Source organism: Pseudomonas sp. B40(2017) (assembly GCF_002112855.1).
Taxonomy (GTDB): domain Bacteria; phylum Pseudomonadota; class Gammaproteobacteria; order Pseudomonadales; family Pseudomonadaceae; genus Aquipseudomonas; species Aquipseudomonas pharyngis.
In genome coordinates, this window is the sequence record NZ_NEIT01000008.1 from 134,288 (window position 1) to 148,066 (window position 13,779).

Below are 13,779 nucleotides of genomic sequence, written 5' to 3' on the forward strand. Positions count from 1 at the left end.
CCAGGTTGTTGGCTCGTCGAAGAACAAAAGCCCGGCAAGGGTGACTGGAGTGAGCAACTGAACACGCGATGCTCGTAGGGTTTGCTCGAAAGCTCGCCGAGCGGCGATCAGGCAAGGCAAAAACAGGTGAGGAAGCGGAGTGTAGGGGACCTACATGAGCATTCCGAATCTGTTTTTAACGCAGCATGATCGTCGCGCAGGCAGGTTTCGGGCAAAACCTGAAAGACATCTGATTAAATTTTGTCCGCCAGGACAGTTTCCATTAGCGATTTCGAGAGACGGATGAACATCACCACCTTTGCCAAACGCCTGTGTCTGCTAGTCCCGCTGCTCCTCTCGCCAGCCGCCTTCGCGGCCGAGATGATGCCGTCGCCACCACAACTGGCCGCCAAATCCTACGTGCTCATGGATGCCAACAGCGGCAACGTGCTGGTGGAAAACAACGGTGACCAGCGTCTGCCGCCGGCCAGCCTGACCAAACTGATGACCGCGTACATCGCCACGCTGGAAATCCGTCGCGGCCAGATCGGTGAAAACGACCCGGTGACCGTCAGCGAAAACGCCTGGCGCACCGGCGGTTCGCGGATGTTCATCAAGGTCGGCTCGCAGGTCACTGTCAGCGACCTGCTGCACGGCATCATCATCCAGTCCGGCAACGACGCCAGCGTCGCGGTGGCTGAACACATCGCCGGCAGCGAAGACGCCTTCGCCGACCTGATGAACAAGACCGTCGCCGATCTGGGCATGACCAATACCCACTTCATGAACCCGACCGGTCTGCCGAACCCTGAGCACTATTCGTCGGCTCACGACATGGCGATCCTGGCGCGCGCGATCATCCACGAAGACCCTGCTCACTACGCGATCTACTCGCAGAAAGAGTTCTTCTGGAACGGCATCAAGCAGCCTAACCGCAACCTGCTGCTGTGGCGCGACAAGACCGTCGACGGTCTGAAAACCGGCCACACCGACGAAGCCGGCTACTGCATGGTGTCCTCGGCCGTACGTGATGGCATGCGCCTGATCGCCGTGGTGTTCGGCACCAACAGCGAAGTGGCTCGCGCCGCCGAGACCCAGAAGCTGCTGACCTACGGTTTCCGCTTCTTCGAAACCCAGACCTTCTACCAGAAGGGCACCGAACTGGCTCAGGCCCCGGTGTGGAAAGGCACTACCAGTCAAGTCAAGGCCGGCCTGGCACAAGACCTGACCATGACCCTGCCGAAAGGCCAGCTGAAGAAGCTCGCTGCCAGCATGACCATGAACCCCCAACTGACCGCGCCAATCGCCAAGGGCGACGTGATCGGTAAAGTCGAAGTGAAACTGGACGACAAGGTGGTGCACAGCGCCGACCTGATCGCCCTGGACGCTGTCGAGGAGGGTGGTATCTTCCGCCGCATGTGGGATAGCATCCGTCTATTCTTCTACGGCTTGTTCAACTGATTTGAGTTGACCTGCATGGCCCCGTTCCGATCCGGAGCGGGGCCTTGTTCGTTACCGGGCTTACGCTTACGAGGCCGTTACGCCATGACCGATACCGAAGTAAAGGCGCCAAAGATCGAATTTCCCCAGGTTGATTATCCGGTTAAGGTGATCAGCGATACGGGCGTCGGCAACAAAGACAAGATCATCGACATCGTCAAGAAACACGCCAGGATCAACGATGAGCGTGTCGACGAGCGTCAAAGCAGCAACGGCAAGTACACCACCATTCAGTTGCACATCGTCGCGACCGACCAGGATCAGCTGTACAACATCAACAGCGAACTGCGGGCTACCGGTTTCGTGCACATGGTGCTGTGATGCCCGGCACGCTGGGCTTTCGCGAGCTTGGCCAGATGGCTTACGAGCCGGTCTGGCAGGCCATGCAGCGTTTTACCAACGAGCGTGGCACCACGGCCCCGGACGAAATCTGGCTGGTGGAACACCCGCCGGTGTTCACCCAGGGCCAGGCCGGCAAGGCCGAGCACCTGTTGCTGCCGGGAGACATTCCGGTGGTGCAGGTCGACCGCGGCGGTCAGGTGACCTACCATGGCCCAGGCCAGCTGGTAGCCTATCTGCTGCTGGATGTGCGCCGACTCGGTTTCGGCGTGCGCGATCTGGTCAGCCGCATGGAGCGCTGCCTGATCGAACTGCTGGCCAGCTACGGCGTGACCGCCGTGGCCAAGCCGGATGCTCCCGGCGTCTACGTCGACGGAGCGAAGATCGCTTCTCTGGGTTTGCGGATTCGCCACGGTTGTTCCTTTCATGGCCTGGCCCTGAACGTGGACATGAACCTGGAACCGTTTCGACGGATTAATCCCTGCGGCTATGCCGGGCTGGCGATGACCCAGCTGAGCGAGCACGCAGGATCGATTGAATTTGCCGAGGTAAGTGCCCGGCTGCGCGCGCAGCTCGTCAAACACCTCGACTATGCTGAGCAGACGACCCTGACGGGCGGAATCGACTGATATGACTACTGATGCAGTGCAAACCATGATCCCGACGCTCGACGTGACCGAGCGCCCGGCCCCGCGTCCCAAGGTTGAAGCCGGCGTCAAGCTGCGCGGCGCCGAGAAGGTTGCACGCATCCCGGTGAAGATCATTCCGACCACCGAACTGCCGAAGAAACCCGACTGGATCCGCGTGCGCATCCCGGTTTCGCCGGAAGTCGACCGCATCAAGAGCCTGCTGCGCAAACACAAGCTGCACAGCGTCTGCGAAGAGGCCTCCTGCCCGAACCTGGGCGAGTGCTTCTCCGGCGGCACCGCGACCTTCATGATCATGGGTGACATCTGCACCCGTCGTTGCCCGTTCTGCGACGTTGGCCACGGTCGTCCGAAGCCACTGGACGTCAACGAGCCGGAAAGCCTGGCCATCGCCATCGCCGATCTGAAGCTCAAGTACGTGGTGATCACCTCGGTTGACCGCGACGACCTGCGTGACGGCGGTGCCCAGCACTTCGCCGACTGCATCCGCGAAATCCGCAAACTGTCGCCGAACGTGCAGCTCGAGACCCTGGTCCCGGACTACCGGGGCCGCATGGACATCGCCCTGGAAATCACCGCGGCCGAGCCGCCGGATGTGTTCAACCACAACCTGGAAACCGTACCGCGCCTGTACAAGGCTGCGCGTCCGGGTTCGGACTACCAGTGGTCGCTGACCCTGCTGCAACGCTTCAAGCAGATGATGCCGCACATCCCGACCAAATCCGGCCTGATGCTCGGCTTGGGCGAGACCGACGACGAAGTCATTGAAGTCATGAAGCGCATGCGCGAACACGACATCGACATGCTGACCCTGGGCCAGTATCTGCAACCGTCCCGCAGCCACTTGCCGGTGCAGCGTTTCGTGCACCCGGACACCTTCGCCTGGTTCGCCGAGGAAGGTTACAAGATGGGCTTCAAGAACGTCGCGTCCGGCCCGTTGGTGCGTTCTTCGTACCACGCTGACGAGCAAGCGAAACTGGTCAAGGCCGAGCTGCTCGGTTCCTGATTCAGCGCTGAATGAAAGAATGCCCGCCGGGGTTTATCGCCCGGCGGGCATTTTTTTGCCCGGCCTGCACTCGTTACTGACTTCTCCTGCAATCTGCGGCGCAGCCGAGCCTCTTCTGTTTGTCGCCGTTCCTGACTACTGTGTGAGCATGACTTCACACAGGGAGATCCATGGATGACCGTTCGACCGACCCACACCCTTTTTCCGCACAAGTCTGTGCCCGCACTGCCGTCGGAAGGGCTGATCGGCGTCATTGCGCCCGCCGGCCCCGGCACGCTGGATACCGAAAAGGCCGTTCAGTGGATGCGCGCCCGGGGTTACGGTTTACGGGTGTTCCCGGGCGTCTATGAAAAGGACGGTTATCTGGCCGGCAGCGACGAGGTGCGGCTCAACGATCTGCACGCGGCGTTCGCTGACGAAGAGGTCGATGCGATCATTTGCCTGCGCGGTGGTTACGGCACGCCAAGGTTGCTGGATCGGATCGATTACGACCTGCTGAGCCGTCATGCCAAGCCCTTCGTCGGTTACAGCGACATCACCGCACTGCACCTGGCCATCAGTCGCTACGCCGGGTTCGTGACCTTTCATGGGCCGTTGTTGAATGCCGATCTGCTGGGGGACAAGGAACCGCCGACGGTGACCTCGTTCTTCGCCATGCTGCGCGGTCAGTTGAAGGCCGGCAGTGTACTGAGTCATCCGGCGGCTTATCCGTTGACCACCGTGGAGCCCGGCATTGCCCACGGGCGTTTGCAGGGCGGTAATCTGGCAATGATCGCCTCGACTCTTGGCACGCCTTACGAAATCGATGTCGAAGGGGTGATTCTGCTCATCGAGGACATCAACGAGCCGCTGTACCGGATCGACCGCTTGCTGACCCAGATGCGTCTGGCGGGCAAGTTGGCCAGATTGCGCGGCGTGTTGGTCGGGGACGTGGCGGGTGTGGATGTCGAGGCCTTGAACCGCTTGCTCAAGCAGACCTTTGAACCCCTGCGGATTCCGGTGCTGTCCGGCTGGCGCAGCGGGCACTGCGATCCGAACCTGACGTTGCCGCTGGGGGCGTTGGTTCGACTGGATGCGGGCAAGAAGGAGTTGATGCTGGAACAGGATGTGGTGATTCGCTGATCGAGCCGCAAAAAAAGACCGCCGCCTGAAGAGGCGGCGGTCTTTTTGTTTTTACTGGTTACGCAGGCTTTCCAGCAGCTTGTGCGTCGGATAACCATCCGCCGGCCAGCCAAATGACTGCTGCGCAGCGCGAATCGCCTTGCGCGTATTGGCACCGATGATCCCGTCGGCGGTGCCTGCGTCGTAGTTGCGCGCGGTCAGCAGGTTTTGCAGTTCGATCCGCTCGGTGCGGCTCAACGGCAGGTCGTCTTTTGGCCAGGTGCCATTGATCAGGCCGGCGCCGTTGAAGCGCTCGGACAACAGGCTGACGGCCAGTGCGTAGGACGACGAATTGTTGTACTTGAGGATCGCCCGGAAGTTATCGAGGATCAGGAACGCCGGGCCACGATAGCCGGCCGGCAGCAGCAGGGCAGCCGACAATTGCTCGGAACCGGCCGGTGCCTGGCCGCCGTTGGGCAGGATCACGCCCAGTTGCCGCCATTCAGCGACGCTTTTACGAATCGCGCCGTCGGCCAGGGTGTAGTTGAAACCGCTCGGCAGTTGCACTTCGAAGCCCCACGGCTGGCCACGCTGCCAGCCCGAGCTTTGCAGGTAATGCGCGGTGGAGGCCAGGGCGTCAGCCGGGCTGCCCCAGATGTCGCGGCGACCGTCGCCGTCGAAATCCACGGCGTGGGTGTTGTAGGTGGTCGGAATGAACTGGGTCTGCCCCATGGCGCCGGCCCACGAGCCAAGCATCTTCTCCGGCGTGATATCACCCTGCTGCAGGATCTGCAGGGCGGCGATCAGCTGTGCATGAGCAAAACCCGGGCGGCGACCTTCATAAGCCAGGGTCGCCAGCGAGTTGATCACCGACTTGCTGCCCTGGAACTGGCCGAAATTGCTTTCCATCCCCCACACCGACACCAGCGCCTGGCGATCGACGCCGTAACGCTGTTCGATGCTCTGCAGAATGTCGGCGTACTGGCTGATCAGTGCCTGGCCTTTGCGCACGCGCAACGGCGACAGTGCGCCATCCAGGTATTCCCAGACCGGCCGGGCGAATTCCGGCTGGCTGCGGTCGGCGCGAATCACGCTGGCATCGAAGCTGACATTGGCGAAGGCACGGTCGAACAGGTCGGCACGAATGCCGGCGGCCAGGGCTTCCTTGCGGAAACCTGCCTGCCATTCGGCAAAGGTCTGGGTCGGTTGCAGGTCGAGGTTGTCACCGGACGGCACTACCGGCGGGATGACCGCTGGGGCTGTGGCAACGGGGACGGTCTGAAGCGGTTGAGCGTCAGCGGCGGTGGGTTTTTCCGCGCAGGCGACGAGCAATACGAAGCTGGAGGCAGCGATCAGTTGGCGAAAGGGCCAACGACGGGAAAGACTGAGGGGCATGCACGGGTCCAGGGAATACGAATCAGGTGCAGACCTTAACATGAGGAAGGGGTGCTGCGCTTCAAGCGGCCAGAAAGTAAGAAGCCTCCCAGCTGTCAGACTGGAAGGCTTCGCGGCGGTAGCTGCCTTTACCCTTGGTTGGTCGTTCCTGACGGCTGCGGAACAGGGGTTGGGCGACGATGGATTTGGCCTTGTTGTGGCCATGTTTCGATGGCTTTTTGCTCATGATGATTCTCTCGATTGAGTGAGGTTTTGCGCGGCAGATAATCTGCCGATCTAGAGCGTCTGTCTATAGGACCGACGGCGGGATGTTCTGTAGGAAATGGACTCGGTAAAAAAACGGGATCGCAGCGCGCGATCCCGGAATTCATTCGGCAGGCAATGTCAGGCGCTGACCGGCCATCAGCAGCGCCAACCGGCTCAGGCTCATCCACGGCGAGCCGGCCGCCTGGCCCTTGATTTGTGCATCGATGCGCTGGGCTTCGAGCAGCAACTGTGCCCAGCGTTGCGCCGAGTAGCGTTGCAGGGCCTTGCTCATCAGCGGTTTGCGCTTGTCCCAGACCGGCGGTTTGGCCTGACTGAAGCATTTGTCCAGCGGTGTGCCCTGGCTGTATTGCAACGAGATGTTGGCCAGCAGCCGTAACTCCCGAGCCAGGGCCCAGAGGATCACCGGCGGCTCGACCCCTTCACCGCGCAGCCCTTCGAGCATGCGCAGGGCGTGGGCCGGTTCGCCGTTGAGCACTGCATCGGTCAGGCCGAACACGTCGAAACGCGCACTGTCGGCCACGGCCGCCTGTACGGTTTCGATGGTGATCTGTCCGCCCTCGGCCATCAACTTGAGCTTTTCGATCTCTTGCGCAGCGGCCAGCAGGTTGCCTTCGACCCGCGCGGCAATCAGTTCGACCGCGTCCTGACTGGCCGACAAGCCGGCCTGGGACAGGCGCTGACGAATCCAGCTCGGCAACTGGTTGGCATCCACCGGCCAGATCTGCACGAACTGGGTCTGCTGACCCTCGACCAGCGCCTTGCCCCACTTGGTCTTCTGCGCGCTGCCGTCGAGCTTAGGCAGGCTGATCAGCAGCACCGTGTCTTCAGCCGGGCGCGAGCAATATTCGATCAGTGCGGCGGCGCCCTTGTCACCGGGCTTGCCCGAAGGCAGGCGCAGTTCCAGCAGGCGCTTTTCAGCGAACAGCGACATGCTGGCGCCGGCCTGCAGCAACGTACCCCAATCGAAATTGGCGTCGGCGGCAAACACCTGACGTTCGTCGAACCCTTGCTGGCGGGCAGCGGAGCGAATGGCGTCGGCGGCTTCCTGACACAGCAGCGGGTCATCGCCGCTGATGATGTAGACCGGCGCAAGAGCGCCTTGCAGGTGTTTGCCGAGTTGGGCGGGAGCGAGCTTCATAAGAGAGGGCGAACGGGGCGCCTGAGCGCCCCGAACGTCTTACTGCTGCGGCAGTTCGAGCGGCGACTGGCGCGGGGTTTCCGCTTCAGCCTTCTGTGCCGCTTCGAGGGCGTCGGCTTCTGCCTTGGCCCGTGCGTTGGCGGTTTGCTGCAGAGCGTCAAGCTGTGCCGGTGTCAGCTGTTGCAGACGCAGCATCATGCGCTGTACCAGCTCGCGTTGTGTTTCACGTCGGGCATCATTGGCTTCCTGGTCGGAACCCACGAGGTTGTTGCCGTCGTGGATGAACACTTTCTGCACTTCAAGCTTGTCGCTCTTGAGCAACAGGTCCTTTTCGCCGCGGATATCGTAGGTCAGCACGGTGCTCACCTGATATTCGCCAGTACGACCGGCGCCCGCGTAGCTGAGGATGCGCTGGCTTTCCTGCTCATCGGACAGGTAAAGCTTGTATGGCGCACCGGAAACGACCTTGACGCCGCTGGCCTCCAGCACCTGACGCAGTTGCGTCACGGTTTCGCCGTAGGCGTTGCGGGCGCTCAGATCGAGCTCCTTGATCGAAAGTTCGTTGGTGCCGGTACCACGCAGCTGGAAACCGCAGGCGCTCAACAGGACGGCGAGGCCCATCACCAGCAGATTGCGTTTGATCATTGTGTTGCTCCCCTTGAAACCATGTGGGCCGACTCTGTGGCCCGAAAGGTTTTACTGGGCGTCAGGCACGCCTGACGCCCGATCCAATTAGCTGGCGACGATATTGACCAGTTTCCCGGGCACTACGATCACTTTGCGAATCGTCAGGCCGTCAACGAAACGCAGCACGTTCTCGTTGGCACGGGCTGCCGCTTCGACTTCTTCACGGGTGGCGGCGGCCGGCATTTCGATCTGGCCGCGCAGCTTGCCGTTGACCTGGATCACCAGGGTCAGGCTGTTCTGAACGAGTGCGCTTTCATCCACCACTGGCCAGCCGGCGTCGATCACAGGGTCGGCGTGGCCCAGTTGATTCCACAGTTCGTGGCAAATGTGCGGGGTGATCGGAGCCAGCAACAGCGTAACGGCTTCCAGACCTTCCTGAACCAGTGCGCGATCCTGTTCGGTGGATTGTGCTGCTTTTTCCAGCACGTTCATCAGCGTCATCACCTGGGCGATGGCGGTGTTGAATTTGTGATTCTGGCCGACGTCATGGCTGGCCTGCTTGATCGCCTGGTGGATCGCGCGACGAACGGCTTTCTGCTCGTCGTTCAGGCCGGCGATGTCCAGTTTGCCCGGCAGGCCCTGAGTGACGTGGGCCTGAGCCAGACGCCAGACGCGCTTGAGGAAGCGGTGCGAACCTTCAACGCCGGAGTCGGACCACGCGGCGCTCATGTCGGGCGGCGAGGCGAACATCATGAACAGGCGGCAGGTGTCCGCGCCGAACTGGTCGATCATCGATTGAGGGTCAACGCCGTTGTTCTTCGACTTGGCCATTTTCTCGGTGCCGCCGATTTCCACCGGCAGACCGTCGGTTTTCAGTCTGGCGCTGGTGACGTTGCCCTTGCCGTCGCGTTCGAGATCGACGTCCGCCGGGTTGAACCAGGTGTAGGCGCCGTTGGCTTCGCGGCGATAGTAAGTCTCGGCAATCACCATGCCTTGAGTCAGCAGGTTCTTGAACGGCTCGTTGGAGCTCACCAGGCCTTCGTCGCGCATCAGCTTGTGGAAGAAACGCGCGTACAGCAGGTGAAGAATGGCGTGTTCAATACCACCGATGTACTGATCCACCGGCAACCAGTGGTCGGCCGCGGATTTTTCCACCAGACCGCCTTCGAAGTGCGGCGAGGCGTAACGGGCGTAGTACCAGGACGACTCGACGAAGGTGTCCATGGTGTCGGTTTCACGCTTGGCAGGCTGACCGCATTTCGGGCAGGTGCACTCGTAGAACTCGGGCATGCGTGCCAGCGGCGAACCGGCGCCGTCCGGCACCACGTCTTCCGGCAGGACGACCGGCAGTTGATCTTCCGGCACCGGCACGTCGCCGCAGGCATCGCAGTGGATGATCGGGATCGGGCAGCCCCAGTAGCGCTGACGGCTGATGCCCCAGTCGCGCAGGCGGAACTGGGTGCGCGAGGCGCCGAGGTTTTTCTTGATCAGGGCGACTTCCATGGCGTCGAACGCGCCAGCGAAGTCCAGACCGTCGAATTCGCCGGAGTTGATCAGCGTGCCGTGCTCGCCGTAGGCGTCTTGCCATGGCGCCGGGTTGGTTTCACCGGAGCTGGTGCGCACCACGGATTTGACCGGCAGGTTGTACTTGTGGGCGAATTCGAAATCGCGCTCGTCGTGCGCCGGCACAGCCATGACCGCGCCGTCGCCGTAGTGCATCAGTACATAGTTGGCGACCCACACCGGCAGTTTTTCGCCGGTCAGCGGGTGCTCGACGAACAGGCCGGTCGGCAGGCCTTTCTTCTCTTGAGTGGCGACGTCGGCTTCGGCGACGCTGCCGCCCTTGCATTCGGCGATGAACGCTTGCAGCTCAGGGTTGTTCTTCGCGGCGAGAGCGGCCAGGTGGTGCTCGGCGGCCACGGCAACATAAGTTGCGCCCATCAGGGTGTCCGGACGGGTGGTGAAGACTTTCAGGGTGCCGGTTTCGCCGATCGAGTCGACGTTGTACGGGAACTGCACTTCCATCCCGCGCGACTTGCCGATCCAGTTGCGCTGCATGGTCTTGACCTGCTCAGGCCAGCCGGTCAGTTCGTCGAGGCTCTCCAGCAGCTCATCCGCGTAGGCGGTGATCTTGAAGTAGTACATCGGGATTTCGCGCTTTTCGATCAGCGCGCCGGAACGCCAGCCGCGACCGTCGATCACCTGTTCGTTGGCCAGAACGGTCTGGTCGATCGGGTCCCAGTTCACGGTGCCATTCTTGCGGTAGATCACGCCTTTTTCGAACAGGCGAGTGAACAGCCATTGTTCCCAGCGGTAGTAATCCGGCTTGCAGGTGGTGACTTCCCGCGACCAGTCGACCGCCAGGCCCAGGCTGCGCAGCTGGGATTTCATGTAGGCGATGTTTTCGTAGGTCCACTTGGCCGGGGCCACGTTGTTCTTCATGGCGGCGTTTTCCGCCGGCATGCCGAAGGCGTCCCAACCCATCGGTTGCAGAACGTTCTTGCCGAGCATGCGCTGGTAGCGGGAGATCACGTCGCCGATGGTGTAGTTGCGCACGTGCCCCATGTGTAGCTTGCCGCTGGGGTAAGGGAACATCGACAGGCAGTAGTAGGTTTCCTTGCCTGGCTGTTCACTGACTTCAAAGGACTTTTGCTCGTCCCAGAACGATTGGGCGGCGGCTTCGATTTCACGGGGCTGATATTGTTCGTGCATGGCTACTTTTGTACTGGATAGGGGTGGCCTAATCCTCTTCAATGCGACGTCCCGGGCATGTCGGACGAGCTGGAAGTGGAGTTACAGGAAGCGCCGTAGCATACATGACCGCGCTTGGCCTAGGGAAACCCTGATTGCAGCCGTTTGACCGGCCGAAATCGCGGCGAGGGCCGTTGGTCGCGGCACGCAGCCGGTTTGTGCAGCGAAGCTAAGCTCTAACTGGGGAGTGAGTCTTATCTTCAATGAGGTGAGGGATGGTGGAGTCACAGCAAAAAAACGTTACCAAACCCGAGTTGTACGAGCGGTTGATCGATCGTCTGGGGATGGCCCTGGACGCGGCAAAAACCGCTGGAAGGCTGCGCGACGAGCGCCCCCTGGAGCTGGAATTGCGTGGCTTGAGTCCCGCCGAGTTCAAACTGGTCAAGGCCTATCTGGATCGCAGTGAGCGTGAAACCCACGGATACCTGTCACAAGCAGTGAAACAGCTCGATGCTGCCCATTCGGCCAAGGTCATCTGGCTCAAGGACAAGGCACCCGGCAGAGACGCCGTCAAAGTGCGGACTCTGCAGGCCAAGTAAACGCATGGCAGGTCAAAAAGCGGATCTTTTTCAACGGGATCCGACCCTACTGGTTGTCGCGCTGTATCAACCCACTTAGGCTTCGGGCATCTCTGGAGATGCTCGATGCCTTTTCGTTATTTCGTTAAACAACTTCTATTGCCGCCAGGCCTTCTCTTGTTGCTGCTGCTCGTCGCCTGGTGGCTGCGACGTTCGCGGCCGCGACTGGCCGGGCTGTGTTTCGCCCTGGGTTTTGGTGGCTTCTTGCTGATGAGTCTGCCGGTGGTCGTGCAATGGGGCGCCAAAGCCCTGGAGCGGGAGCCGCCGCTGGCCCGGGAAGCATGGAAAAGCCTGGCGCAGCGCGCCGATGCGATTGTGGTGCTGGGCTCCGGCCGCGAGCGCGGCGATCTGGCCTGGGGTGAAGATCAACCGACCGGTGTCGGGCTTGAGCGCCAACGTTATGCGGCGCGACTGGCCAAGGCGTCCGGGCTGCCGATTCTGACCAGCGGCGGCCTGCATTACGGTACGCCGCCGACCGAGGCGAAGCTGATGGCGGATTCGCTGCGCGATGACTTCGGCGTGACCGTGCGCTGGCAGGAGGGAGAGAGCCGCACTACGTGGGAGAACGCCGAATTCAGCGCCAAAATGCTGTTGCCGGAAGGCGTCAAACGCATCGTGCTGGTCACCCAGGCCTGGCATATGTCGCGAGCGGTGTGGAGTTATCAGCAGGCCGGGTTCGAGGTCGTGCCGGCGCCGGTCGGTTTCCTCGGCACGGACAATGCACGACCGTTCGGCGGCTGGCTGCCGGAGTTCAAGTCGATCTGGCAGAGCGGGCAGTTGATGAACGAGGCGGTGGGGCAGATCGGCTATTCGCTGTTCTACCGAGGGAATGACAGCACCGATTGATGCGTTGTCGTTGATGGCGCCTTCGCGAGCAAGCCCGCTCCCACAGTGGTCACCTGTGGGAGCGGGCGATTTCTCAGAGCGTCTTGGACATCCGGTTGGTCATCAGCGCCCAGCCGAACAGCACCACACACAGGATGATCAGCGGCCACGAGCGCCATTGCAGATACGGCGTCAGGTTGTGCATCGGCACCACTTCGCCGTAGAGCACGCCCTGCTCGAACTGCGGAATTCGCTCGGTGATCTGGCCAAACGGGTTGATCAGCCCGGTCACGCCGTTGTTGGTCGCGCGAATCATCCAGCGTCCTGCTTCAAGCGCGCGCATCTGCGCCATTTGCAGGTGTTGCAGCGGGCCGATCGACGTACCGAACCAGGTGTCGTTGCTGATCGTCAGCAGCAGATCGCTGCGTGCCGCCAGGCCTGCGGCGAATTCCGGATACACCACTTCGTAGCAGATGAACGGCGCGATCTGGTAGCCCTTCGCTTGCAACAGCGCCTGATCGGCAGGGCCGCGGGCGAAGTCGGACATCGGCAGGTCGAAGAACGCGATCAGCCCGCGCAGGATGTCCTGCAACGGTACGTATTCGCCGAACGGCACCAGTTTCTGCTTCAGATAAGTGCCGTCGCCTTCGCCGACCACGGTAATACCGTTGAAGAAGCGTTTTTCGTGACGGACCATTTCGCGGATCGGCACGCCGGTGATCAGCGCCGATTTACGCTCGGCGGCGAAGTTGCCCATCATGGTCAGGTAGCCCTCGGCGGACTCCTTGAGCACCGGCACGGCGGTTTCCGGCCAGATCAAAAGATCCACCGGTTTGGAGCGGAAACTCAGATCGCGGTACAGCGCCAGTTGCGCATTGAGTTCGGCCGGGTCCCATTTCATGCTTTGCGCGACGTTCCCCTGGATGGCGGCAACGGTCAGCGGCGCGCCGGCCGGGCTGGTCCAGGCATGGCCCTTGAGCGCAATGCCCGCCGCCCACGGCCCGATCAGCAATACCAGGCCGGCAGCGATGAAGGCTTTGCGGCGGGTTTGCAGCAGGCGCGGTGCGTTGTAGATCAGTGCAGCGGTCAGTGCGAGAACGAACGACACCAGCCACATGCCGCCCACCGGCGCGAGTCCGGCCAACGGGCCATCGAGCTGGCTGTAACCGGAATACAGCCACGGAAAACCGGTGAGGAACCAGCCGCGGAAAGCTTCCTGGCCTACCCATAGCGCCGCAAATGCAAGGGCGTCGGCCACCGGCGCTTCGTTACGCCGCAACCAGCGCGCCCAGAGCCAGGCGGGCAGGGCGAAGAACCAGGCAATGGCCGCCGTGAAGATCAGCATCAGGAAACCGGCCAGCAGCACCGAAGCGCCGCCGAAATGGTGGATGCTGTAATAGATCCAGCTGGTGCCGGCGCCAAACAGGCCGAAACCGAAGCACCAGCCACGACCCAGTGCCTGACGCGGGCTCAGCTCGCGCAGGCCGGCGTAGAACAGGCCGACCGCCAGCAAGGCCAGCGGCCAGAGATCGAACGGTGCCAGCGCGAAGGTGGTGATTGCACCGGCCACCACGGCCAGCAGGTTACCGGGCCAGCCGGGGCGGGTTGTCCAGCGCATTTCAGTCC

The 13,779-nt window shown here is 61.9% G+C and carries 13 protein-coding genes; 7 read left to right on the forward strand and 6 right to left on the reverse strand.

The annotated features are described in order from the left end of the window. Nucleotides 1-282: 282 nt before the first annotated feature. The 5 genes from CAF76_RS23335 (at nt 283) to CAF76_RS23355 (ending at nt 4,593) form a co-directional block, all read left to right on the forward strand. On the forward strand, nt 283-1,440 hold the full coding sequence (locus tag CAF76_RS23335) for a D-alanyl-D-alanine carboxypeptidase family protein (protein ID WP_011336095.1): 1,158 nt from the start codon (nt 283-285) through the stop codon (nt 1,438-1,440). An 84-nt stretch (nt 1,441-1,524) separates the two neighbouring features. Next, on the forward strand, nt 1,525-1,800 hold the full coding sequence (locus tag CAF76_RS23340) for a DUF493 domain-containing protein (RefSeq protein WP_011336094.1): 276 nt from the start codon (nt 1,525-1,527) through the stop codon (nt 1,798-1,800). Next, the gene (gene lipB, locus CAF76_RS23345; protein ID WP_039771855.1) at nt 1,800-2,447 is read left to right on the forward strand and encodes a lipoyl(octanoyl) transferase LipB; all 648 of its coding nucleotides are present in this window, start codon (nt 1,800-1,802) and stop codon (nt 2,445-2,447) included. The genes CAF76_RS23340 and lipB overlap by 1 nt, the downstream gene beginning before the upstream one ends. 25 nt (nt 2,448-2,472) lie before the next feature. Next, the gene (gene lipA / locus CAF76_RS23350; RefSeq protein WP_162130488.1) at nt 2,473-3,471 is read left to right on the forward strand and encodes a lipoyl synthase; all 999 of its coding nucleotides are present in this window, start codon (nt 2,473-2,475) and stop codon (nt 3,469-3,471) included. Between the two features lie 174 nt (nt 3,472-3,645). After that, nucleotides 3,646-4,593: an LD-carboxypeptidase gene (locus tag CAF76_RS23355; protein WP_085648686.1), complete on the forward strand. Its 948-nt coding sequence runs from the start codon at nt 3,646-3,648 to the stop codon at nt 4,591-4,593. A gap of 51 nt (nt 4,594-4,644) precedes the next feature. On the opposite strand, the gene CAF76_RS23360 is transcribed toward CAF76_RS23355, so the two are convergent. From CAF76_RS23360 to leuS, 5 genes are all read right to left on the reverse strand, one after another. Next, on the reverse strand, nt 4,645-5,967 hold the full coding sequence (locus CAF76_RS23360) for a lytic murein transglycosylase (protein ID WP_085612552.1): 1,323 nt from the start codon (nt 5,965-5,967) through the stop codon (nt 4,645-4,647). 61 nt (nt 5,968-6,028) lie between these two features. Beyond that, nucleotides 6,029-6,193, reverse strand: coding sequence for an alternative ribosome rescue factor ArfA (arfA, locus tag CAF76_RS23365; RefSeq protein ID WP_007958672.1), 165 nt, complete (start codon nt 6,191-6,193; stop codon nt 6,029-6,031). A 141-nt stretch (nt 6,194-6,334) separates the two neighbouring features. After that, complete coding sequence (gene holA, locus CAF76_RS23370) at nt 6,335-7,372, reverse strand: DNA polymerase III subunit delta (protein WP_039771848.1); 1,038 nt, start codon at nt 7,370-7,372, stop codon at nt 6,335-6,337. A gap of 39 nt (nt 7,373-7,411) precedes the next feature. Further along, nucleotides 7,412-8,017, reverse strand: coding sequence for an LPS assembly lipoprotein LptE (lptE, locus tag CAF76_RS23375; protein ID WP_064599662.1), 606 nt, complete (start codon nt 8,015-8,017; stop codon nt 7,412-7,414). A gap of 87 nt (nt 8,018-8,104) precedes the next feature. Beyond that, nucleotides 8,105-10,711, reverse strand: a complete 2,607-nt coding sequence (gene leuS, locus CAF76_RS23380; RefSeq protein WP_085648687.1) for a leucine--tRNA ligase — start codon at nt 10,709-10,711, stop codon at nt 8,105-8,107. Nucleotides 10,712-10,965: 254 nt separating this feature from the next. On the opposite strand from leuS, the gene CAF76_RS23385 reads away from it, so the two are divergent. Continuing rightward, complete coding sequence (locus tag CAF76_RS23385; RefSeq protein WP_039771843.1) at nt 10,966-11,289, forward strand: hypothetical protein; 324 nt, start codon at nt 10,966-10,968, stop codon at nt 11,287-11,289. Between the two features lie 105 nt (nt 11,290-11,394). Then, nucleotides 11,395-12,174 carry a YdcF family protein gene (locus CAF76_RS23390; RefSeq protein WP_085648688.1) on the forward strand — a complete coding sequence of 260 codons (780 nt, stop codon included), beginning with the start codon at nt 11,395-11,397 and terminating at the stop codon, nt 12,172-12,174. Nucleotides 12,175-12,247: 73 nt separating this feature from the next. Here CAF76_RS23390 and lnt read toward each other — a convergent pair whose 3' ends face one another. Then, nucleotides 12,248-13,771, reverse strand: coding sequence for an apolipoprotein N-acyltransferase (gene lnt, locus CAF76_RS23395; protein WP_085648689.1), 1,524 nt, complete (start codon nt 13,769-13,771; stop codon nt 12,248-12,250). Between the last annotated feature and the right edge of the window lie 8 nt (nt 13,772-13,779).